Origin of the sequence: Clostridium sp. MF28 (assembly GCF_002969175.1) — a bacterium.
GTDB classification, from domain to species: domain Bacteria; phylum Bacillota; class Clostridia; order Clostridiales; family Clostridiaceae; genus Clostridium; species Clostridium beijerinckii.
The window spans coordinates 4,205,616-4,229,499 of the sequence record NZ_CP014331.1 but is presented as its reverse complement, the minus strand read 5'-3'; the positions used below and the strand labels follow the sequence as shown (position 1 = coordinate 4,229,499).

The window sequence follows — 23,884 nt, the reverse complement described above, 5'->3', positions numbered from 1 at the left end:
TGTAGATAACCCCTTATATGATTAATCCCATCGAAGCCATTTAATTTTGTTTTCTATACATAGTTTACAAGAGATTATATATCATGTAAAATGATTATATGAGATATCAAGATTCACTTTTAGTGATTTATATATTGGGGTGATAAAATGGAAAGTAGTGAATTAAGAATTTTCAGAGCTGTTGCTCAAGCAGGCAGTATAACAAAGGCTGCGCAGGCTCTGGGATATGTTCAATCTAATGTTACAGCTAGAATTCAACAATTAGAGTCTGATTTAAATACACAACTCTTTTATAGACAGCGAGGTATGATTTTAACTCCTACAGGTGAGAAATTACTAGCTTATGCCGAAAAAATCATTTATTTATTGGATGAAGCTGATAAAGCCTTAAATGATTGTTGCGATCCTTCAGGAAGTTTATCAATCGGTGCTGTTCACACAGTATCTGCAATACGTCTTCCTGAAATCTTATCTCAGTATCATAAAGCTTACCCTAAAGTTGATCTGTCTCTTATAACAAGTCAATCAGATGAACTTATTTATAAAATAAAACACTTCCAGTTAGATGGAGCTTTTGTCAAAGCTCAGTCCTTTAGTGATGAGAATATCGTAAGTGAACTTGTGGTCGAAGAAACCTTAGTTCTAATATCAAGTCCTAAATATGATAATATAGAAGATCTATATTCAAAACCATTTTTGATGAGTACAGCAGGATGTCCTAATAGAACACAACTTGAAAACTGGCTCAAATCCAAAAGCATTCATAATATTCGATATATGGAATTTAATAATTTAACTTCTATTATTGAAGGCGTTATTGCTGATCTTGGTGCATCATTTGTACCAAAGTCCACTATTGAAGATTATGAAGAGAAGGGACTTCTAAAATCATTCTCAGTGCCCGATAAATATAATACTACAAAAACATTTTTTATAAGGCGTAAAGATTCTTTAATGACTAACTCACTTTCAAAATTCATTGAAATGACTGAGCTAAATACACCATATAAAAGAACTTAAAATATTAGCTAAATCCCCCCATGAAAAATCAGAATTTCGTGGGGAATAGTTATGAATCTCACCCTTGCACGTAAATCAAATATTAAGTCGTATTTTTCTTTTTGAGCTAAAAAGAAAACTCACTAAATACACTTTCGCCTTTACCTAAAGGCTTTCTATCTCCTTCATAAAAACCGAATTCATCATCATCTTCCTCATCAGTAACCTCAATATCCGTATTTTTCTTTATATCTTTCTTCGGCTTCTTATTTTTATTCATCACTAAAGGTACAGGTATATTGTCTTTCGGTACACCATTAATTTTCCCTGTGCTTATTATGTTCTTATTATCGCTGATTCCTTCATTTTTAATTTCTATATTATTCTTAGTATCAATTGCATTCTCCATATTACACATATTGTTGTCTTTCTGCTGTTGCTTTTCAATAATTTCATTGCCAAGCTCTTCTTCAATATCATGTTTTTCATCATAGATATTTTCAACACTTTTAGTCTCTTCGCTTTTTAACTTACTATCCTTTTTACCCATTTTTTCTTTATCCGCAGTAATATCTTTAACCTTTGCTTTGATATTTTGATGCTTTGCAAAATTCTTTACTTTATAAACATTTTCTTCAATAACTTCAACCATTTCTAAATCTATAAATGTATCTAATGCCAATTTTACTTGACTTTCATCCCTATTAAATTCTATAGCTAAAGTCTTTAATGTATATGGAATGCTTTTTGACATATATAAGTTGCCATCTAGATTAACTCTCCCAGCTAAAATTACAATTCTGGTCCAGATATAATAAATAACATCTCTTTCTGGCATTCTATCTATTATTTTAAATTTTGTATCATCATACATATCAACTCTAAATCTTACATATCTTCTCTCTTTCATCTTAATTGCTCCTCCTAAAAATTTTTATTTTTCTATTCTTTTCAATTAAGATATATGTCCCAATTAATAAAATAACAGAATCTTTATAAATTTTTTTCTAAAACTTTTTCAAAACTAAAATACCCACGAAAATCTAAAATTTAGATTTTCGTGGGTTTCACTGCTGATTTTATAATCTTATTGTTTCTCCCCCCATAACTTTTACAGCCTTATCATCTACACTAATCCATACTGTTATTGCAGTAGGGTTATACACAATATCTCCCTTTGCAGAGAATTCAAGTTTCTTTAACGCCTTAATATATCTCATTACCTCGATATTAGTTGCAAACCAAATTTCTTTATTTTTTGAAACTAACTCACAAAAGTTCTCAATTAAATTCCAATTATTATTTCTCTCAAATTCAAAACTATGTCCCCAAACGTACATTAGCTTTAACTTTCCCTTGAATTCATAATCTGAGAACTTTTGACCAATTTCCATAAGATTATCATCATGATGACAGGTTGCATTCCAAGCCAAGAAATCTTCTGGAATATAGAAATCATGATGTGAAACTACAGTTCTTGAATACTGAATTCCAAGACTCTCAAGAGTTTTCATCAGCTTTCCATTAAAAGCTCCATAAGGATAAGACATCCCTTTTATAGGATAGCCAACTAAAGACTCTAAGCATTTCCTGTCTTCAACTATTTCTTCTATAATAGCTTCAACAGGTATCCAGTCTAAAAAGGGATGAGTTTTTGCATGCACTGAAACCTCATGACCTTTGTAAAGTTCTGCGACTTCCGCTTTAGTAATGAAATTTTCTTTATCTAAGATTCCGGAGTTTAAATGAAACGTACCTTTTATTCCATATTTATTAAATATGCTTACTAATTTTCTATCAAAAATTTGGCCATCATCATAACTCATGGTTAATGCTTTTGTTTTTCCTTCTGGAAATAAATCAAAATTAATATTCATAACTTTCACCTCAAATTTTATATATAGATATCCAAATTTAAAACCACATTTATGTGATACCTTACCGAAATCATAAATATTTTGATTCCGAAAAGCTATGAAAATATCGCTGAAGGTTCTAAGCCGCAGGTTGTGTTATACTCTAAATATTTACAACTTCCACATTGCTGAAGCCTTTTGTTATATATTCCTTCAGGTACTATATTAAAATTTCTGCTATTAATAATGCTAAGTACCATTGCTTTTATGTCCTCTGATGCAACCCTAACGCTTGCAGAGCATCCTTTACAACTATCTATATAGGACATATAATTACCCAAGTTCCAATGTAACTAATGACATAGCAGGAAGCACTGCTGTAAGTTTGCCTTCAGCTATACTAGCACCATCAAATGATTTCAAGGATACTTTTTCTGGATCTTCAAATGTATTATGCGCATTCATTGCTTCTGCAGTAAGTATAGTTCCTGTTACCTTAGCCATTGCTTTTCCTCTAAGTTCACACTGAATATCAACAGACTCTGCAGGACTTAAATTACATAAAGATATATGAAGCTTGCCATCCTTATCCATTGAAGCAGTGGCACTTACCTGTGGTATCTTATCATCACCACAATTATAATTAGGTGATTCAATATTTAAGTCAATTAATTCAGCATCCTGATGAACTTTATACATATTAAAAGCATGATAAGTTGGAGTTAATATCATCCAGAACCTTCTGTGAGTATAACAGCTTGAAGTACATTTATTGTCTGAGCTATATTTGTCATCTGAACTCTATCACAATGCTTATGGAAAATGTTAAAATTTACTCCAGCAACTAAGGCATCCCTTATTGTATTTTGTTGATACAAGAATCCTGGATTTGTTCCTGGTTCAACATCGAACCAAGTTCCCCATTCATCCACTATTAAAGCAACTCTCTTATCTGGGTCATACTTATCCATAATTGTTGAATGCCTTGTAATAAGTTCCTCCATCTTCATTGATTTTTTCATAGTAATAAACCATTCTTCTTCGCTAAATTCTGTAGCAGAGCCTTTACCTAACCAGAAATCTCCTGGTACTGTGTAATAATGCAAGCTCATTCCATCCATAAATTTACCTGCTTCTCTCATAAGAACTTCAGTCCATTTATAATCATCATCATTAGGGCCACAAGCTATCTTAAATATTTTATTATCTCCAAAGTTTCTTACATAGCTTGAATATCTTCTATATAAATCAGCATAATATTCTGGACGCATATTACCACCACAGCCCCAGTTTTCATTTCCGACACCAAAGTATGTAAGCTTCCAAGGTTCCTTATTACCATTTTCTGCTCTTAAATTTGACATTGGTGATTCTCCATCAAAAGTCATGTACTCAATCCATTCTCTCATCTCTTGAACAGTTCCGCTTCCTACATTTCCACAAATATATGGTTCTGCTCCTAAAAGCTCACAAAGTTCAAAAAATTCATGTGTACCAAAATGATTATTTTCTGTAACCCCTCCCCAATGTACATTTACCATCTTAGGTCTTGATTCAGGATCACCTATACCATCTTTCCAATGATACTCATCAGCAAAACATCCTCCCGGCCATCTTAAAACTGGAAGCTTTAACTCTCTTAAAGCTTCCACTACATCTTTTCTTATTCCATTTATATTAAGTATTTCTGAATCTTTTCCCACCCAAAAACCACCATAGATGCACCTTCCTAAATGTTCAGCAAAATTACCATAAATATTCTTATTTATTTTTCCTTTTTTAATATCTGTATTAATAATTATCTTTGACATCTTACACCTCTCAAAATTGATTTTAGTACATAAAAGATACTAAGAAACTACTAAATTATTATTTTGATTATGCCTTATATATGCTATTTATATTATTCCTTTACCGCACCTGCTGTAAGGCTCTTTTGTACCTGATCACTTAAAAGTATATATATAAGTATTGTTGGTATTGTTGCTATAACAAGACCTGCGCCTATATCTCCCCATTTTGTTACATAATTGCCTACCATGGACATAATACCTACAGTAAGTGTTTTAAATTCGGCTTTATTTATAAAGGTTACCGCAAACATCAACTCATTCCATGAAGATAGGTATGTGAATATAGCTACAGTAGCCATAGCTGGTCTTATAATAGGGATAATTATAGAAAAGAATATTCTAAAAATACCACATCCATCTATTACTGCTGCTTCCTCCAATTCCTTTGGAATACCTCTTATAAATGCTGCTAATATAATGACTGCCATTGGAATAGCGAAAGCTGTATAAGGTATAATTAAAGCCCAATATGAATTTAGCATTTTTAAATTCTTAAGAACCATAAATAATGGTAATAATGCTGCATGTATCGGCACCATCATTCCTATTAAAATTATTATCAATGTAGGTTTACTCAATTTCCATTTCATACGACTGATTGCATAAGCTGTCATAGAAGATAATAAAAGTACTAAAACTATAGTAATTACTGTGACAATCACACTGTTAAAGAAATATTTCATAACATTGGCCTGTTTGATAGCACTTTCATAGTTTTCAATACGCCAAACATGTGGAAGACCAGCAATGTTGCCACCAAATATCTCCCCATTATCTTTAAATGAGAATAATACTAACCATATAAGCGGATATATCTGTATTATTGCAACAATAATAAGAAATATTTGTATAGGTATTTTACCTATTCCAAGCCTAATAATCGAAGAATTTTCACGTATCTTCATATTGAATCACATCCTTCCACTTTTCTATTCTATTTTAATAAGTCTGTCTAGAATTACTGTAAGTATTAAACACTCTATTATAATAAATACTGACATTGCACTTCCATAACCGTATTTATAATTATCAAAAATAGTAGTATACATCAAGGTACTTGGAACTTCAGTTGAGAAGAATGGACCACCATTAGTTAATACATAAATTAAATCGAATACCTTTAATGCACCAATTAATGAGAAAGTCATACAAACTTTTAAAATAGGCTTCAAAAGAGGAATAGTTATATATAATGCAGTTTTTACTGGAGAAGCTCCATCTATCTTAGCTGCTTCACTAATATCTGAAGGAATCGATTTTGCTCCCGCATACATAATTAACATATGATAACCCACGTATTGCCAGAGTATAGGAATAAAACAGCTTATAAGAGCTGTATCTTCTTTTCCTACCCAGTCATGTGCTAATTGGCTTTGCCCAATAGCTCTAAGTATTGTATTAAGTAATCCATAATCAGCATTATATATTTTTATCCATAGCTGTCCAATTACAACAGTAGAAATAATTACAGGTATAAAATACACTGTACGGTAGAACTTTTCAAATCTAACTCCTGATGCTAAAATTAGCGCTAAAAGAAGAGATATTGGTAATTGAATTACTATGGAAACAACTGCAAATAACAATGAATTCTTAACCGAATGTAAAAACCTCATATCCATAAACATATTTTTATAATTCTCTAATCCAATAAATGTTCCAGTTCCTACACCACCCCAGTCAAACATACTATATTTTACTGATAAAATAATTGGAATAAATATAATTGCAGACATTATGATTAAGGTAGGAAGAACAAATATACAAATTATTTTCTTGTTTGATAAAATAGAATTTATGATAATCACCTCTTCAATAAAGACTGTGGTAAAATCCTTTGTTTCACCACAGACTCAGTATTATACTAACTCTTTTTATTTTTCTCCTTCTACTTTAGACATCTTATTGCAGAATTCTTCTGGAGTAATCTTCTTTCCTAAAAGTTCTGCAATCAGATTTTTATGTGTCTCTGAAGAATCTGCAGGAAGTATATTATCCCACCAGTTAATAAATGATGTACCTGTTGCCATTAATTCTGCTGATTTCTTTGTTAAATCAGAAACTGTAGATGTATCTAATCCTTTTGTATCCCAGCATGGCAGACCGGCATTTGCTAAGTAACCTTCTTTACCTATTTTTTCACTTAAATAGATTAAGAATTGAGCTGCCTCTTTAGGATGTTTTGTATTTGCATTCACATAGAAACCATCTACACCGCCCCCATAAAATTCTGTTGCCTTACCTGCACCATCTTTAAATAAAGGAAATGGAACTGCTACAGTTTTTCCACTGCTAGCTGCTGACTTATCTTCTATTGGTGAATTCACCCAGTTTGCTTGGAACATCATAGCAGAATTGCCTCCTGTGAAAGCACCTAACATTTCATCGTAACTCATACTAAACATATTATCGTTAAAGGCTCCAGCATCAGCCATTTCTTGAATCTTTTTTGCAGCTTCTACAAATTCAGGAGAATTAAATTTTGATGGATCTTTTAGAGCCGCCGTTGCTGCATCATTTCCTGCCTGACGCATAGCAAAAATGTCAAACCAATACATTCCACGCCATCTATCCTTTTCACCTAATGCTATTGGAGTAATATTGGCTGAACGTAATTTCTTTACAGCATCAAGCAATTCATCATATGTGGTAGGTATCTTAGCTCCTGCCTTATCAAATAACTCCTTATTACAATATAAGCTTGCTATAAATGAATACATTGGCAAACTATATGTCTTACCATCAACTACACAACCATTTATAGTACCTTTAACCAACTTGTCCTTAACATCTTGAGTTAAATATTCATCAAGGGCTAACATATTCCCTGATTGTATATATGGTTTAACAAAACTTCCTCCATACATATACTCTATATCTGGTCCCTCATTTGCTGCTATAGCTGTTTTAATCTTTGTCTTATATTGTTCTCCTGTAACTCCATCTTCTTCAACAATTATGTCCGGATGTTCTTTGTTCCACTGTTCAACAGCATCTTTTAATAGCTTTGAAGTCGGATCAGTATCTCCAACAGATTGATGCCACATGGCCAATTTAATTGTCCCATTCCCTCCGTCAGAACTATTTACACTTTTTGAACTTGAACATGCAGTGAAAGAAAATGCCATTGCACTAACAAGTGTAGCAGTTATTATTTTTACAACATGCCTTTTCATTAAATATCCCCCTTATACGTACTTTTTATTTCTCTTATATTTTAAGAGTATGTGATATTGTTTACAATTCAATATCTGTACATAAACATTCAAAAAAACAACATTCTATTTATACCTTTTTGCACTTTTTAAAATCATTAATGCAAATACCTGTATGTTTCTTAAATAAAATGCTTAGATAATGCGAATCGCTTATTCCTACTCTTTCGCTAATCTGCGTTCCATTTAAATTAGTTTCCAATAAGAGCTTTTGAACTTTCTTAATTCTTATAGAAGTTAGATATTCAATAAAAGTCTGAGAAGTTTGCTGTTTAAATAAGCGTCCCAAATGCCCTGGACTTATGAAAAATTCTTTTGCAACACTTGATAGTGACAGCTCCTGATTGTTAATATTATTATTCAAATATTCCTTTACATCTTCAATAAATGTATTTGCTTTTACATCATTTGATTTTTGCATTAAACCAGTAATGTTTTCTACACATTCTTTCATGCACTGTTTTAGCTCTGGCAGATTATCAGCATTTAAAATCAATCCATTTATTTTTTCATGGCTTTTCCAGATGTCTACAAGATTAATTTTCTGCTCACTAGCAATACGCTGGCAAACAAATAACACATCTAATGCTTCTGATCTCATTTTTTCCATGGCCTCTAGGTAATCAATAGCTGAAGTAGTAAAGATCTGCTCTAAAATTTCTAAAGCATTCTTCTTTGCTCCTGCATTAATAAATAAATTTAATCTCTTCATCTTATCCTCATCCCTGTTAAAGAGAATATTTTCACCTACATGTATATCAGCATAACTAGTAACCTGATTCTTCCCTACAATTACCTTGTAATTCACCGCTTCCATGGCTTCTTTATAAGAAAATCTGATATTTTGAATTTCTCCTTTTTTCATACCAACTCCAAAACTAACCGAACACTCTAACCTATCTAAAATCTTCTTCTTTAATAATTCACAACTTTCTATTAAATCTGTCTTCTTGTTATTTAATAATATAGAAATCCTTCTTCCGTTATCAAAGAATACAAAAACATACTTATCTTCGCTAAAAAAATTCTGTATGATATTGAAGCACTGCATAGATATCAAAATTTTATTTTCTTCTTTTTTCTCATTCTTTATAGAATTATTTACTTCCATCAAAGCTATCTGAAATATATCACAGTTAGGATTTATATTTATCTTAAAATAATTGCATTTACTTATAATCTCTTCAAAAGTTAGCTGCTCCAATAAAAGTTCATTTAAAAACTTTTCTCTTAAAATTGGTAAGCTTTCTTCGACCTGCTTTTTCAATTGATTATATTCTATTTCACGATTTCTTTCTGAGCCTATTATATTTCTAAGCTTGCTTAAGGTCTGCATAAGCTCAGATGAGTTTATAGGTTTTAAAATAAAGTCAGATATTCCAAGTTTAATACTGCTTCTTGCATATTCAAAATCATCGTAACCCGTAACAATGATAATTTTAATATATGGATATTTTTCTACTATACGTCTGCTAAGTTCAATTCCATCCATAGCAGGCATACATATATCAGTAAATATAATGTCCGGTTTTAATTTATCTACCAATTCCAAGGCTTGCTCCGCATTTCCTGCTTCTCCTACCATCTCCATATTTACTTCTTCCCAATTAACCTTCATCCTTATAAGATTCCTTATTAAGTATTCATCATCCACAATAATAACCTTTAATATATCCTTCATTTTTAATCCTCCTTATCTTCGATATTTATATACAATAAAATTTTTGTACCTTCTCCCAGCTTGCTTTCAATTTTAAAAGCATCATCCTCACCATAAAAAATCTTTATTCTTTCAAGAGTCCCTCTAAGTCCAAAGCTTTCCTTAATACTCTTATTGTTAATGTTCATAATATCATCTATTTGTTCCTCGCTCATTCCAGCGCCATCATCTTCTACAGATAAAATAACAATACCATCATCCATGTGCGCACTAATTTTTATAGTACCACTTTTTCCATTTTCTCTAATTCCGTGATATAGTGCATTTTCAGCAAGTGGTTGCAATATAAGCTTTGGAATCTTATACTCCAGGCAGCTTGCCTCAAGGAAATATTCTACTTCAAATAAATCTGGATATCTTATCTTTTGAATTTTTAGATAATTTTTGACCATTTCTATTTCTTCTCCAATAGTTATAATTTCCTTTCCCTTACTTACGCTTGTCCTATAATAATTTCCTAAAGCCTCTACTAATTCGCTAACCTCTCTATTGCACCCTGAAAGAGCTAATGAATTAATTGAATCTAAAGTATTATATAAAAAATGTGGCTTAATCTGTGCTTGGAACGTATATAATTCTGCTTTTCTTATCATTTTTTGTTCCTGTATGACCCTTGCGATGAGTTTTTTTATTTCTGCTATCATTATATTGTAACCTCTGCAAAGTTTTTTCAATTCATAGCCATGAGCCTTAATCTGTACTTCATTGAATACACCTTTCTCTATATCTTTCATGGAGTTTAGCAAATATTTAATAGGTGTAGTAACAATTCTTGATATACCAACGGAACAAACAAATAGGATAATACCATTAAATAATATGATTACAAAACCAATAAATATCATAGTCATGTTCTCTTTATACAGTTGAGCAAAAGGTATCACGCTAACAAATTTCCAATTATAATCATTCTTAGAGCTATAAGTTATCAAATATTCTGTTTTATCTATTTTTTTCATTTTATAACCTATATCATTCCCTACAAATTCATCTCCTGCCTGCATCATTTCATCATCAACATCTATGCCTCCATGTACATTTTCTTTGTCATCATTTACATTCTTTAATGATGTGATTTTTTGATTTTCTTCATCTAATACTGCTATATTGGTTTCAACATCATTCGATATATTGTCAAAAACCTGCTTAAATGATTTTTGTGGAATATTTATTACTAAAACGCCTAATTTATCTACATTATCCATATCCCTGACTAAACGTATCAAAGAAACATAGTTATCTTTATTATTTTCAAAATTAACGCCTCCTCCATTGAGTTCTAGTATAAAGCCTCCTTTCTTTTCCATAACACGTTTGTACCATTTTGCATCAATAATCTTTTTGGCTGGAATGCTTGGCAATACATCTGCCCCCACTGAATAGATATTATTAGAATTATCTAGAATATAAACTGAACTTACATAAGGTACTGATTGAATAAATTTGTATAAGTACGAGCTTACTTTAGCCTGAGTATTTAAATCCTCATACATACTCCCTTGTCGTAAAAGTTTCTGTAAATCACTATTTGACAAAACCATTTTAGATAGACTATCCGCATTATTAATCATCAAATTAATATTTGTCTGTATAGAATTTAATGTCTGAACAGAAACTTCACTGACCTTTTTTTGAGTAATATTTAAATATATTTTTTCATAGAATAAGCTACTTACAGCAGTTGAAGCTACAATAAGCGCGAAATAAAACAAGGCTATTATTACCCCAACTTTACTATTAGATAATTTTTTATTTAGTTTTTTGAGCCACATTGTTAGATTCCTCCCATGAATTCAAAATAATAATACAAAAACTTATTGAAATCGTTTTTTCAAGCTTTTCACTAATAAATACATCATTAACCAAATAAATCACAAGGCAATTATTCTAAATTATATCATATGAATGCAACAAATTTTAGAATTACTTATAAATAATGTAATTTAATGAATCAATTATTTTACTACAATCTTACAGATTCCAAAGCTTCTTAAAATCGCTGATAAACTTCAGCTGTACATATGATTCTATTTAGTTTGGTATTTTCAAGATAGTAATAATGATTAATGAAGAATTCAACTGTAACCTTGTATTATTAAATATTAATAATTTTTATAAGTAACTAAAAAAACACGAAAATCTAAATTTTCAGATTTTCGTGTTCTTTTATGATATAGTTAATAATATTACCTTTAAAATAATCTTTTGCTACTAATTAAATTGATTCTTTTCTCTATTTACATCTCTTAATAAAATTATTTTTACTTAATATTATTGGAGTTACAGGTTCACCATAAAAATCTTCTGCCTCTCCAATTACTTTGCATTCAAATTTCATTAACATATTTAGAGTTGCATCTCTTGCTTCAATGTAAATTTCGTCAGTATAAGAATTAAAAATTTCTTTTAATGAAGCTATAGCAAGCTTCTGACCAATTCCCATGCCTCTTAATCTTTTATCAACAGCAAATCTTCCCCAATGCCATTTATCCTTTTCTTTCCATGCTGATACTACTCCAATAATATCTTCTCCTACTCTTGCGCACCACCAAATTGGTTTTAAATTTTCACTCACTGGAACCAATTCTTCTGGAATGCTTTGCTCATTAGTAAATACTTCTGTTGCTAATTCAATTGCTTCTTTTATATAATTTTCAGAAATTCTTTCTATTAATATTCTAGAATCATTCTTCTTGAGATTGTTTTTTAATGCAAGAACGCGAAATAATCTAAATGCTCCCACAATATTTTCTGTATCTTCACTATCCCCTAAATTTAAAATTTCATTAATAAATTTATTTGCTTCATGGTCTCCACTATTTATAGCCTTAATACCTAATGGAAGAATACAAATATCTTTCATTCTTTTATCAGCTTCTGATTTCTTCAGCTCCAAATAATTTTTAGCCTCCAAATTATTAAGTATCCTGCTTAACGAAGCCTTATCAATACCTAAATTTATTAGCAATTCATTAAAAGGAGTTTTTCCATTTTGTTTTATGTAATTTAATATATGAGCTTGAGCCAGTGTTAATTCAGAATTTAGGCAATTGTGATTAAGCAGCCCTAATTCTCTCACAATTAATCTTACCTCTTTTCTAATTATCTCTTCGTTTCTCATATTCGCCTCCAAATTAATTGATATTATCAACAATTATAACTCACTTTCGTTTTTATTACAAGTTGACTTCATAAATCAATTTATAATTTACAGAGCTTTTATGACTATTACAGGAAAGAAATAACGTGCTACATTATTCTGAATTCTTATGCTAAAAATATGGCATAATTATGATTCCATTAAGAGCAATAAGCTTAATGATGAATATTATTTATTCTAAGATAAGCTGCTTTAATTTATTCTTTGTTTCATCATCTATAGGCATTTGAATGGTGATACTTGCTCCCTCTATTTCTGTGGACCTAAATGAAATATAACTTAGGTATAAATCCCCTACTAAAGGATGATGTAAAAGTTTTTGACCTTCTGGTGTTCCCATAATACCTTGATTATTCCACCATTTATTAAATAGAGGATCTTTTTCATTTAATTCATTTATAATTGCATTTATTGTATTATCATTCTCATAATAACCGTAATTTGCTCTCAATTGTTCAACACGTAATTTAGAATGCCCTTCCCAATTATCTAACAGTTCTTTTAGATAATCATCATTAAAAGCTCTCCAAACTGAGTTTCTTTCTTTTTCATCCATTTCTTCATAATTACCATAAACTTTTAGTGCCGCCATATTCCATCCAATCATTGTTAATTTACTATCAGTAACATAAGCTATACTTGGATTTTGATTGTCTAAGAATTTTTGTAATGTATTAGAAATAGCAACATCTGCAAAGTCTTCTACAGGTAATTTCTTATCTGATAAATTAAATAAATATCTTTTTTCTTCATTATTTAATTGCAAAACCCTACTCAAGGAAAGTAACACATCTATTGATGGATTAACATCTTGTCCTTGTTCAATACGCACATACCAGTCAATACTTACTCCGGCTAAATCAGCGACTTCCTCTCTCTTTAATCCTTTCACCCTTCTTTTTTTATCAAATTTGAGTCCAAATTGTTCTGGTCTTAATGTGGATCTTTTCTTTTTTAAAAATAATCCAAGTTCTTTGTTTTTAGATATCATTATTACCTCCCCATCTCTATTCATATAAACTTTATTATTATATATGTTGTAATTCACAATGCACATTTCACAATCGCAGCTAAAATTCTTGCAATACTTTTAGAATTATGATTAAGGTCTGCCAAACATAGTATTATTAATCATATGATAACTTAGGTTCTATTTAAAATAATACTTTCATTATACACTATCTTCATAAGCTATAGAGAGGAAGATGTGAAAATGAATAGAGCTTTAAAAAACAAAAATTTTTCAAACAAACTATTATTAATTTTATCAATTATTTGTGCAATTATAGTAGCTAATTTGTACTACGATCAAGTTTTATTGACCAATATTTCCAATGATTTTTTTATACCTGCTTCATCATCTGGTAAGCTTGTAACAGCTATACAAATAGGCTATACAATGGGATTGTTGTTCATTGTTCCACTAGGAGACAGGTATAGTAGAAAACTATTAATCATTTTAAGTATTATTTGTTCAGCTATATTATTATATTTAATGACTTTAGTCTCTACCTTTAATTTAATAGTAATTATAGGCTTTTTTATGGGGATTTCAAGTGTTTCAGCACAGCTTATAATCCCATTTGTTTCTTCAAATATTTCGTCAGAAAAACGTGGTATAATTGTTGGTCACTTATTAACCGGAGTATTTCTTGGAGTTTTACTCGGTAGAGTTCTAGGTGGAGTTCTAGGCCAACTAATTGGCTGGAGAGGAGTTCATGAATTTGCAGCAATAGTTTTATTAATTTTTGCAGTATACTTATTTTATTCTCTCCCAAATGATAATGTAAAAAAGGAAAGTTCATATAAAAATATCATACTATCTTTACCTCCATTATTAAAAAAAGAAAAAGTATTAAGAGAAACAATAGTTTTTGGTGCTGCTGCCTTTTGTGCCTTTAATATTTTTTGGGTTTCATTATCCTTTATTTTAGAAGGTTCTCCTTATAGTTATGGAAGTGCAATAGTTGGACTCTTTGGCTTTTTAGGTATAGCAGGTGCGTTAGCCGCTGGATTTTCGGGAAAACTTACAAATAGTAAAAAAGTAAGCTTATGGAACCTTTTTGCTTTAGCTATAATGTTTGTTTCTTTTTTAATCTTAGGTGTAGGCTGGTCCAAACTTATAATTATAATTCTCGTAACCTTTACTTTAGATGTTGGTTCAAGAATGAATATGTCTCTAAATCAAGGAAGGATTTATAAGCTTAGTCTCCAAAATCATAGCAGATTAAATTCACTTTACATGGTTGGGTATTACTTAGGTGGGTCCCTTGGATCGTGGATAAGTACCTCTGTATATCATTCATTTGGTGTTATTGGAATCACAATTGCAAGTTGCAGTGCACTTTTGATAGCATGTGTTTATTATTTAATCACTAATGGTCTCTTAAATAGAGAAAATAATACTAAATCCTCAAGTGCATTTACCCATGGAAATCAACCAACTCGTCAGTAATTTGTGAAATACTTTAAGACATAATCAAAAAAATAACAAGCTCATATTCCCAAAAAATTATTTACTGCTAATAATGATAATACTGCTGTGATTATTTATCCTATGATAATTTATCATCTATTTAAAAGAATTCTTTAATTGTATAATGAATTAAAAAGAATTTACTTTCATTAATTTTATATTGTTAAGCATATTATAGATATCCAACTTTAAATTTAGACTTGTGTGATGCTTACCGAAATCATAAATATTTTGATTCCGAAAAGCTATGAAAATATCGCTGAAGGTTCTAATCAGCAGGTTGTATCCACTTTAGCATGCTCCAACTTTCAGTTTGACAAGCTAAAGTGGAACAACCTACAGCTAAGAACCTTTAACAGCTCATTTTCAAATGTTTTCTCCACAAATATATTTATGATTTCTAGTGAAGATATAAACTTAAAATTTTAGAAGCTTTATAAATATGTTCATTTAATAAATTGAATTCTTAAATTGGAAATCTATATATATCTTTAATACGATAATACTATTAAATAAATCTTATTACTTAAAGGAATATGTTTAAAGTAAAGGAGAAGATAAAAATGAATTTGATAACTGTAAATCAAGATAAATGTATTAAATGTGGTTTGTGCGTAAATGAGTGCCCAGAACGTGTATTAGAACTTAGTGAAAATGGACCTAAAGAAATTTGCGGTGAAGAGTGTATTTCCTGTGGTCATTGTGTAGCTATATGCCCAAGGGAAGCAATTGATAATATAAAAACACCATTAACCAATCAAACCAGCTCAAAAAAATTTCCAAAACTAAGTCCTGAGGAAGCAGAAAACTTTCTTCGTTCAAGGCGTTCAATCCGCTCATATAAAGAAACTCCTGTGCCAAGAGAAAAATTAATAGATCTTGTGAATATTGCACATTTTGCTCCTAGTGGACATAATCTTCAAGGAATATCTTATACTATCATTGATGATAGAAAGATACTTGATAAAGCTGTTAAAATTGTCATCGAAGAATTTGAAAAGGATAATGTATCGAGTGAATTCACAAAGCCATACCGTGAAAAAGGAATTGATACAATTTTGCGTGGAGCATCCAGCCTTATCCTAGCAACTGCTAATTCAAACTTTCCACGAGGAAGAGAAAATTCAATTCTTTCATTAACATATTTGGAGCTATATGCGCCAACACTAGGCTTAGGATCATGTTGGGCTGGGATGTTTGAAAGAATTGCTATGAAAGATAATTCTCCATTACTTAAATTATTTAACATCCCTGAAGATAAGAAAATCACTGGTGCTATTATGGTGGGATATCCTAAATATACTTATCCAAGATTAGTTGATAAAGATCCATTAGAGTTTACTTTTGTAAATTAGCATTGCTCTATAAAATCAAGATAAATATTTGAATATTTTACATTAAAACAACCCACTAAAATCTACTATCTATTTTAGTGGGTTTCATGGTAGAAAGAAAAATGCAAGACAAAATACTCTTTGTTGCATAAGTTCAACTAAATTCAACTGTGAATATAAAGCTCTATCTGAAAAGTTTTACTTTATAAACATGATGACTTCTTTAGTCGATCAGCTCTTCTTCTTAAATGTAGATTTCAGTGCTCTTTTCACTACATCAACAAAACTTAATGAATAAACCATATGATTTGGATCAACATAATTTCGAACAGTACGAAGCACTTTCTTTGCTTCTTTAGAAGAAAAAGTATATGTTCCATTTTTCTTCGTTCGAATTGCATATCGTGGAATCCATTTTCCTTTAAATAATACAGATGCAATCACATAGTCAACTTCTTCCCAAGGAATTTGAATAAATTTACGATAATCACGAGAATTATAGAACTCAAAACCTTTGTCACCTATCATAATCTTGCCGTAATCTGCAACGCCAGCAAAAGATGTTCCATCAATTGCTAGATCAACCTTTGTATTGAGTGACTCAACCATCCTATCTACCTCTTTTCTACTTATATACACATTTATTTTTATTATATATTCTTTACATGTTTTTATCAATTATTCCAAAGTCTATTAAAAGTAACACGATTAATATTGTTAACAAAAGCCCAGGCTAAAAAGCCTAGGCTAAGTAAAAAAGTACTACATTAAACCGATCAAGTGGAAAACAATACCAATTATGAACAATCCAAGAATTATAAGAATTGGAGATACCTTCCTCTTAAGTAACCACATACAAAGAAGTGTAATTAATAATCCTACAAATCCAGGGATTAATGAATCTAAGTTATTTTGTAATGTTGTAATCTTAGTATCAGTTAATGACATACCTGATGCTTGTTGTAATAGAGCTTGCTTAACACCTTCTGCTCCAGCAGGAAGTTTGCTCCAATCAATAAATGCACCATCACTTAATTTAACAGATGATACTACTGGTGCAAATTTAACAGATACCCATCTGTTAACTAACGATCCTAAGATGAACATACCAAGGATAGATGCTCCTTTTGTAATATCTTGTAGCATATTACCTGATAAATCTTCACTAATACGAGATCCTGCTTTGTAACCAAACTCTTGTGTATACCACATAAATGCCATACGGATGATATTCCAAGCGAAGAAGAAGATAATTGGTCCAAGGATGTTACCACCTAGAGCAAGTGAAGCAGCTAATGCTCCTAAAATTGGTCTTACAGTGAACCAGAAAACTGGATCTCCGATACCTGCTAAAGGTCCCATCATACCAATCTTAACACCTTGAATAGTTACATCGTCGATTGGTGCACCATTTGCACGTTCTTCTTCTAAAGCTAATGTTACACCAACAACTGGTGAAGCTACATATGGGTGAGTGTTAAAGAACTCTAAGTGACGTTCTAATGCTGCAGCTCTCTCTTCTTTAGTCTTATATAATTTTCTGATTGCTGGAATCATTGCAAATGCCCAACCACCATTTTGCATTCTTTCATAGTTCCAAGAACCTTGAAGGAAAAATGAACGGAACCAAACAGAAATACGGTCTCTTTTTGTTAATTTTAATTCTTTTGACATTTTCGTTTCCTCTCCCTTCTTAGTATCTATCTATTAGATCCCCTAAAGGATCACCAGTATTTGAACTTCCACCATTACCTGAGCCACCTTGTTTGCTAAGTGCTAAGTAAAGAAGTGCTAAAGCTACACCTATTGCACCAAGTCCGATAAGTGTAATTTGTGAAACAGTTGCTAATACAAAACCAATTGCAAAGAATGGCCATACTTCTTTTGTAGCCATCATGTTGATTACCATTGCATAACCAACAGCTACAACCATTCCACCACCAATTGCTAAACCGCCTGTTAACCAAGTAGGCATAGCAGCAAGTAATGAACTAATAGGACCAGCACCGATTGCTAATACTAGTGCAGCTGGAATCGCAATACGTATACCTTGTAAACAAATAGCAGCGATTTGCCACATATCAATAGCTCTAAGATTTCCTTCTTTAGCAGCAGCATCCATAAAATGTACGAACGCTGTAGCAAGTGTACGACAAATAATTGTTAATAATAATCCTGCAACTGCTAGAGGAACAGCAATAGCAATCGCTGAAGCAACTCCTGCTTCACCTTGACCTCCAAGAACTAAAATAATTGCAGATGCAACAGCGGCTAATGCTGCATCAGGTGCTACAGCAGCACCAATATTTGCCCAACCTAAGGCTATCATTTGAAGAGTACCACCTAAGATTAAGCATGGTAGTAAATTACCTGTAACCAAGCCAATTAATGTACAAGCAATTATCGGTTGGTGAAATTGGAATTCATCTAAGATACCTTCTACACCAGCTAAAAATGCTATTAAAATGACTAATATAATTTGAACTATATTTAAAGTCATGGTTATTAATCCTCCTTTTTCTCTAAATAATTAGATTATTTTAATTTTTTTAATTCTTCTTGTGCTTTTTTAAGTATTTCGTCCATATTTGCTTTTGAATCATTTGGTACTTTACGCACATCAAAAGTAAGTCCAGCTTGTTTAAGCTTATTAAATATATCGATATCTTCTTGATTGAAAGCTAAAACTTTGCTTGGTTGAACCTTACCTGGAGAATGAGCCATTGAACCAACATTGACCGTCTTTAGCGGTATTCCGCCTTCTACAGCTCTAAGCACATCTTTTGGATTTTCAAAAAGAAGCATTGCACGTTGGCCTCCAAAATGCTTATCATCTTTTGCAAGTTTAATCATATGATCAACTGGAACAACATGAGCCTTAACCCCCGGAGGAGAAGCTTGCGTAATCAAATTCTTACGAAGAGTATCTCTAGCTACATCATCTGACACGACAATAATTCGTGTAGGATTTACAGTTTTTGTCCAAGCAGTTGCTACTTGACCATGAAGTAAACGAGAGTCGATACGAGCTAAAACGTATTCAAACGATCCAGGTGCACCTGCATTAGATTGCCCTGCTCCCGCTCCTGAAGCATTACCAGTATCTGCTGGTTCTAACTCCTCGGGTTTAACTTTAACTCCTTCTTTACCTGCATTTAAGATATAAGCTGCAATTTCATGAGCAGATTCCATTGAAAGACGTGCACCATAAGTTTCAATCAGCATTGGCAAATTCAAACCAGCTACGATTGCCCATTTGTCTTTATGTTCTTCAAATAGCATATTCGCTTGGTTGAATGGTGTACCACCCCAAAGATCAACTAAGAATAAAACCTCATCTTGGTTGTCAAAGGATGCGATTGCATCTTTCATTTTTGCTCTAAGATCATCAGGTCCTTCGCTAGGCATCAACGTAACAGCTTTTACGTTTTCTTGTTCTCCGAAAATCATCGCACCAGATTGCATGATGCCTTTAGCAAATTCTCCGTGACTAGCAAGAATAATTCCTACCATTTTTATACCTCCTATTTTTTATTTGTTACAAAAACAAAAGGCATAAGCATTTGGAAATAAAACAATAGTATATATTCGTATATCGTCACAATATTTGTACACCAAAATTAAATCATAAAAAAATATGATAATACCCTATAAAAACTGTACAAAATATGTGTTTTTAACGAATAAATATTACTTCATTTTACTTCTCTATGCTTATGCCTGATCGAATCAGTAACATGCTAGATATTATTATTATTTCATTATAGTCTACTAAAAGCCCTTTCTAGGCACCCCTCTCTAGACTACGTTTTCATAATAGCACTTTTTTTTTCATTGTGCAAGATATTTTTTAAAATTTTTTAACTGGTGTTTACACCAAAATTTTAACATTATCACAAAAAAAGTAAACTCCAATAGCATGTCATAATATGGTTATATAAAAACTATATTATCGGAGTTCTAAGACTTAGTGGGTAAATATTAGAAATAAATTAATATATTTTTCTACCTTTTTCATCCTGTATTCCAGACATTCTATAGAAATATGTATTAACTTGGTCTCTCCAATCTCTAGCGCTATCTAGTTGTATATTAAGTCGTTCAAGAACTTGCTCATATACCTTTTCATCTATGATATCTTTTAATTCATTCCACTTATGGATAAAATTATCTACTATTTCAAAGCCCTCAAAATGTGTATCATAGATATGCTGAATTACTGTTTTTCCTGATTTCAATACCTTAGTATAAGGTACATGATGGAAAAATAATAATAATTCATCCGGGCAGCTTTCTAAATTATTATATTTACTCTTAATAGGTTCATTATATTGTTCTGAATAACCTGTTCCTTTTTCAATGGTACGATCAATTCCAACGCCTTTACAGTCTGCTCTATGATATGTACCCCAAGGCGAAAATTCATATCCATCTACATCTGGTCCATAGTGATGTCCTGGCGATACCATCCAACCTATTCCAAGAGGTGATGTATACTTTTCATATGCTTCCCAGGAATTTATTAATATATCTTTTACGTTTTTCATAACTACTGGATTATTGCCAAGAGTTAGAGTTATCCACTCTTCTGCAATCGCCTCACTAGTAATATCACTATTCCAAGCAAGACGCCCATATCCATAAAGATTAGCTTGAGCTAAGAAGTGACCAGTCCAGTTTTCATCGTTTCCTACATTAACTATTGCATTAATTCCACTGACTCTCTTAGCAACATTGCTTTCAATATTACCATTTGCGTAAGTTTGAGTATTTAAAACCTCTTTCCACATAGGAATTAAATAGCATACATGCTTTTGTTGTCCTGTGTATTCCTGAGTTATTTGAAGTTCCAATAATTTATTAGTTTTATCCATTGTCCCAAATAATGGTGATACTGGTTCCCTAACTTGGAAATCCAATGGACCATTCTTAATTTGTAAATATACATTATCTAAAAATTGTCCATCTAATGGGTTAAAACAATCATAAGCTGCCTTGGCTCTATCTATTGAATGATCTCGCCAATCCTGCTTGCAGTTGTATACAAAGCATCTCCATATTAATATTCCTCCATATGGTACAAGTGCTTCTCCAAGCATATTAGCTCCATCTGCATGGTTACGTCCATAAGTAAATGGCCCTGGTCTTCCCTCTGAATCAGCTTTTACCATGAAACCTCCCAAATTAGGAATCACTTTATACATATATTGAACTTTTTTATTCCACCATTCTTTTACCCTTTCATCTAATGGATCAGAAGTATCTAAATCCTTCAATGTAATTGGAGCAGCAAAATTTATACTCAAATAAGTTTTAATTCCCCATTTATCAAATATATCACTAATATTTTTCACAATATCAATTTTACTATCCATTAAGTGAGTCTCTGCTTCATGAACATTAGTGTTATTTATGATTACTCCATTAATTCCAATAGAGGAAAGCATTCTTGCATAATCATTAACCCTATCTAAATCAGAAGCTACCTTATAGTCATCATTAAACGCTTTTCTTAAGGCCGGTCTAGTTGCTGTTATGCCACCAATTTCATCCATAACCTCCTTCATAATATCTTTGTTCCTGCAGCTTTCGAACAAAACAGAAGCACCAGCAAAGCCACGTTCAATAGTTCCATCTCCATTATCCCAATGATTTATTAATCTAAGATCTTTCTCTGGATTATCTACTATTTCAATTCCTTCAAGCTGCTTATTTTGTTCAAGTAAACGCAATAAAGCAAACACTCCATAAAGAATACCATTATCATTCTTAGCAGAAATACTTATACATTTATTTTTTCCATTAATAATCTCATGTTTTATCTTATATCCATCATTAACTAAACTTTCATCTTGATTTTTCTCCAATTTAATATAGCTAATATCTTTAATGTCTTTTTCATTTTCGTAAATTGCTTGAGTCTTTTTACTATCACAAATTTCTTTAAATACCCTTCCTAATTCAGATACTGCCGAATCTATAATTTCGCTTTTACAGGAAACCAAGACATTTTCAAGATATTCTTTATACTTACTGTTTTTAATATTACTGTAGCTTAGCCAACAAGAATATAATTTACTTTTTTTATCTATCATCTTAACTACCTCCACATTTTCAGTATACTACTAGTTATTAATTGTTTTTAGATAGTTTTGTAATTGACTTCTGTAAGCTTTCCAATATTCCATTTAAATATGCTACTCCAAGAGCTCTATCATAAAGTCCATATCCTGGCATAGCTACTTCTCCCCAAATCATGCGACCATGATCTGGTCTTACAATTCCTTTAAACCCTATTTCATATAAGGCTTTCATAACTTCATACATATCTAAAGATCCATCAGAGGATAGATGTGCAGCTTCATCAAATTTTCCTGGAGCATAGTGTTTAATATTTCTAACATGAGCAAAATGAATTTTTCCCTTTAATGCTCTTATAATATCTGGAATATCATTATTCATATTTGATCCTAAAGATCCAGTACATAAGGTAACTCCATTACATGGACTATCTACCATAGTTACTAGTCTTAATAAGTTTTCTTTACATGTCATAATTCTTGGTAATCCAAATACTGGCCATGCTGGATCATCTGGATGTATTGCCATCTTTATATTGTACTTCTCACACGTTGGCATGATTGCCTCTAAGAAGTATTTTAAATTACTAAATAATTTCTCATTATCCACATCTTTATACATTTCAAATAATTCTTTAATTCTAGCCATACGCTCAGGCTCCCAGCCTGGAAGCATAAAGCCATTAGATTTTGAATCCATTGAAGATAATAAATTCTCAGGATTAATTTTGTCAACAAGTTCTTGGTCATAAGATAACACTGTTGAACCGTCAGGTCTTACTTTAGCAAGGTCAGATCTAGTCCAATCAAATACTGGCATAAAATTATAACAAACAACATCTATGCCTTCTTGCCCTAATCTCTCTAAAGTAGTAATATAATTAGCTATATATTTATCTCTATCTGGTGTACCTACTTTAATCGAATCATGTATATTAACACTTTCTATACCTGCTATTCTAAGACTAGCCGCCTCTACTTCAGCTTTCATGGCTTTAATTCTCTCATGAGGCCAAACCTCTCCTGGCATTGTATCGTATAAAGTTGTTACAACACCTGTAACTCCAGGAATTTGTCTAATTTGTTCCAGTGTTACTGAATCTGCTTCTTTTCCAAACCATCTTAATGTCATTTCCATATATTTCTCACCTTTTCTTTGTTTATTTTTGTATGTTAAATCCAATATTAAAC

General features: G+C 31.5%; 19 protein-coding genes and 1 pseudogene. 3 read left to right on the top strand and 17 right to left on the bottom strand.

From position 1 onward, the window contains the following. Window positions 1–147 precede the first annotated feature (147 nt). Window positions 148–1,020: a LysR family transcriptional regulator gene (locus AXY43_RS18585; protein ID WP_023976556.1), complete on the top strand. Its 873-nt coding sequence runs from the start codon at window positions 148–150 to the stop codon at window positions 1,018–1,020. A 106-nt stretch (window positions 1,021–1,126) separates the two neighbouring features. Here AXY43_RS18585 and AXY43_RS18580 read toward each other — a convergent pair whose 3' ends face one another. The 11 genes and pseudogenes from AXY43_RS18580 to AXY43_RS18530 all read right to left on the bottom strand — a co-directional run bounded on the left by AXY43_RS18580 (window position 1,127) and on the right by AXY43_RS18530 (window position 13,794). Further along, entirely contained in the window at window positions 1,127–1,909 is a 783-nt protein-coding gene (locus AXY43_RS18580) for a phage replisome organizer N-terminal domain-containing protein (protein ID WP_105411946.1), read from the bottom strand. A 169-nt stretch (window positions 1,910–2,078) separates the two neighbouring features. After that, entirely contained in the window at window positions 2,079–2,876 is a 798-nt protein-coding gene (locus tag AXY43_RS18575) for a polysaccharide deacetylase family protein (RefSeq protein ID WP_017209455.1), read from the bottom strand. 95 nt (window positions 2,877–2,971) lie between these two features. After that, on the bottom strand, window positions 2,972–3,184 hold the full coding sequence (locus AXY43_RS18570) for a hypothetical protein (protein ID WP_105411945.1): 213 nt from the start codon (window positions 3,182–3,184) through the stop codon (window positions 2,972–2,974). Between the two features lie 4 nt (window positions 3,185–3,188). After that, a pseudogene (locus AXY43_RS18565) lies at window positions 3,189–4,666 on the bottom strand (alpha-N-arabinofuranosidase). A 92-nt stretch (window positions 4,667–4,758) separates the two neighbouring features. After that, the gene (locus tag AXY43_RS18560; protein WP_105411944.1) at window positions 4,759–5,613 is read right to left on the bottom strand and encodes a carbohydrate ABC transporter permease; all 855 of its coding nucleotides are present in this window, start codon (window positions 5,611–5,613) and stop codon (window positions 4,759–4,761) included. A 24-nt stretch (window positions 5,614–5,637) separates the two neighbouring features. Beyond that, window positions 5,638–6,507, bottom strand: coding sequence for a carbohydrate ABC transporter permease (locus AXY43_RS18555; RefSeq protein WP_105412519.1), 870 nt, complete (start codon window positions 6,505–6,507; stop codon window positions 5,638–5,640). Window positions 6,508–6,582: 75 nt separating this feature from the next. Further along, complete coding sequence (locus AXY43_RS18550; protein WP_105411943.1) at window positions 6,583–7,884, bottom strand: ABC transporter substrate-binding protein; 1,302 nt, start codon at window positions 7,882–7,884, stop codon at window positions 6,583–6,585. A 109-nt stretch (window positions 7,885–7,993) separates the two neighbouring features. Then, window positions 7,994–9,604, bottom strand: a complete 1,611-nt coding sequence (locus AXY43_RS18545) for a response regulator (RefSeq protein WP_077830203.1) — start codon at window positions 9,602–9,604, stop codon at window positions 7,994–7,996. Between the two features lie 2 nt (window positions 9,605–9,606). Further along, window positions 9,607–11,415, bottom strand: a complete 1,809-nt coding sequence (locus tag AXY43_RS18540; protein ID WP_105411942.1) for a cache domain-containing sensor histidine kinase — start codon at window positions 11,413–11,415, stop codon at window positions 9,607–9,609. A 461-nt stretch (window positions 11,416–11,876) separates the two neighbouring features. Next, window positions 11,877–12,764 (bottom strand): bifunctional helix-turn-helix transcriptional regulator/GNAT family N-acetyltransferase, encoded by an 888-nt coding sequence (locus tag AXY43_RS18535; RefSeq protein WP_105411941.1) that lies wholly within the window; start codon window positions 12,762–12,764, stop codon window positions 11,877–11,879. 211 nt (window positions 12,765–12,975) lie between these two features. Further along, window positions 12,976–13,794, bottom strand: coding sequence for a helix-turn-helix domain-containing protein (locus AXY43_RS18530; RefSeq protein ID WP_105411940.1), 819 nt, complete (start codon window positions 13,792–13,794; stop codon window positions 12,976–12,978). 222 nt (window positions 13,795–14,016) lie between these two features. Here AXY43_RS18530 and AXY43_RS18525 point away from each other — a divergent pair, with 222 nt between their 5' ends. Further along, window positions 14,017–15,258 carry an MFS transporter gene (locus AXY43_RS18525; RefSeq protein ID WP_039773173.1) on the top strand — a complete coding sequence of 414 codons (1,242 nt, stop codon included), beginning with the start codon at window positions 14,017–14,019 and terminating at the stop codon, window positions 15,256–15,258. Window positions 15,259–15,842: 584 nt separating this feature from the next. Then, complete coding sequence (locus tag AXY43_RS18520) at window positions 15,843–16,634, top strand: nitroreductase family protein (RefSeq protein WP_023975727.1); 792 nt, start codon at window positions 15,843–15,845, stop codon at window positions 16,632–16,634. Between the two features lie 210 nt (window positions 16,635–16,844). Here AXY43_RS18520 and AXY43_RS18515 read toward each other — a convergent pair whose 3' ends face one another. The 6 genes from AXY43_RS18515 to uxuA form a co-directional block, all read right to left on the bottom strand. Further along, entirely contained in the window at window positions 16,845–17,222 is a 378-nt protein-coding gene (locus tag AXY43_RS18515; protein WP_023975728.1) for a DUF956 family protein, read from the bottom strand. Window positions 17,223–17,375: 153 nt separating this feature from the next. Then, entirely contained in the window at window positions 17,376–18,287 is a 912-nt protein-coding gene (locus AXY43_RS18510) for a PTS system mannose/fructose/sorbose family transporter subunit IID (protein WP_011968058.1), read from the bottom strand. 19 nt (window positions 18,288–18,306) lie between these two features. After that, on the bottom strand, window positions 18,307–19,113 hold the full coding sequence (locus AXY43_RS18505) for a PTS mannose/fructose/sorbose transporter subunit IIC (RefSeq protein WP_017209435.1): 807 nt from the start codon (window positions 19,111–19,113) through the stop codon (window positions 18,307–18,309). Between the two features lie 35 nt (window positions 19,114–19,148). Further along, window positions 19,149–20,126: a mannose/fructose/sorbose PTS transporter subunit IIA gene (locus AXY43_RS18500; RefSeq protein WP_023975729.1), complete on the bottom strand. Its 978-nt coding sequence runs from the start codon at window positions 20,124–20,126 to the stop codon at window positions 19,149–19,151. Between the two features lie 479 nt (window positions 20,127–20,605). Then, window positions 20,606–22,708: an alpha-glucuronidase family glycosyl hydrolase gene (locus AXY43_RS18495; RefSeq protein WP_105411939.1), complete on the bottom strand. Its 2,103-nt coding sequence runs from the start codon at window positions 22,706–22,708 to the stop codon at window positions 20,606–20,608. A 37-nt stretch (window positions 22,709–22,745) separates the two neighbouring features. Continuing rightward, a complete protein-coding gene (uxuA, locus tag AXY43_RS18490) occupies window positions 22,746–23,831 on the bottom strand; it encodes a mannonate dehydratase (protein WP_105411938.1) in 1,086 nt (361 codons plus the stop codon). Window positions 23,832–23,884 lie beyond the last annotated feature (53 nt).

Coding starts and splice junctions, on each gene's coding strand:
- AXY43_RS18585 (WP_023976556.1), top strand. CDS start 148: ATGGAAAGTAGTGAATTAAGAATTTTCAGAGCTGTTGCTCAAGCAGGC.
- AXY43_RS18580 (WP_105411946.1), bottom strand. CDS start 1,909: ATGAAAGAGAGAAGATATGTAAGATTTAGAGTTGATATGTATGATGAT.
- AXY43_RS18575 (WP_017209455.1), bottom strand. CDS start 2,876: ATGAATATTAATTTTGATTTATTTCCAGAAGGAAAAACAAAAGCATTA.
- AXY43_RS18570 (WP_105411945.1), bottom strand. CDS start 3,184: ATGTCCTATATAGATAGTTGTAAAGGATGCTCTGCAAGCGTTAGGGTT.
- AXY43_RS18560 (WP_105411944.1), bottom strand. CDS start 5,613: ATGAAGATACGTGAAAATTCTTCGATTATTAGGCTTGGAATAGGTAAA.
- AXY43_RS18550 (WP_105411943.1), bottom strand. CDS start 7,884: ATGAAAAGGCATGTTGTAAAAATAATAACTGCTACACTTGTTAGTGCA.
- AXY43_RS18545 (WP_077830203.1), bottom strand. CDS start 9,604: ATGAAGGATATATTAAAGGTTATTATTGTGGATGATGAATACTTAATA.
- AXY43_RS18540 (WP_105411942.1), bottom strand. CDS start 11,415: ATGTGGCTCAAAAAACTAAATAAAAAATTATCTAATAGTAAAGTTGGG.
- AXY43_RS18535 (WP_105411941.1), bottom strand. CDS start 12,764: ATGAGAAACGAAGAGATAATTAGAAAAGAGGTAAGATTAATTGTGAGA.
- AXY43_RS18530 (WP_105411940.1), bottom strand. CDS start 13,794: ATGATATCTAAAAACAAAGAACTTGGATTATTTTTAAAAAAGAAAAGA.
- AXY43_RS18525 (WP_039773173.1), top strand. CDS start 14,017: ATGAATAGAGCTTTAAAAAACAAAAATTTTTCAAACAAACTATTATTA.
- AXY43_RS18520 (WP_023975727.1), top strand. CDS start 15,843: ATGAATTTGATAACTGTAAATCAAGATAAATGTATTAAATGTGGTTTG.
- AXY43_RS18515 (WP_023975728.1), bottom strand. CDS start 17,222: ATGGTTGAGTCACTCAATACAAAGGTTGATCTAGCAATTGATGGAACA.
- AXY43_RS18510 (WP_011968058.1), bottom strand. CDS start 18,287: ATGTCAAAAGAATTAAAATTAACAAAAAGAGACCGTATTTCTGTTTGG.
- AXY43_RS18505 (WP_017209435.1), bottom strand. CDS start 19,113: ATGACTTTAAATATAGTTCAAATTATATTAGTCATTTTAATAGCATTT.
- AXY43_RS18500 (WP_023975729.1), bottom strand. CDS start 20,126: ATGGTAGGAATTATTCTTGCTAGTCACGGAGAATTTGCTAAAGGCATC.
- AXY43_RS18495 (WP_105411939.1), bottom strand. CDS start 22,708: ATGATAGATAAAAAAAGTAAATTATATTCTTGTTGGCTAAGCTACAGT.
- uxuA (WP_105411938.1), bottom strand. CDS start 23,831: ATGGAAATGACATTAAGATGGTTTGGAAAAGAAGCAGATTCAGTAACA.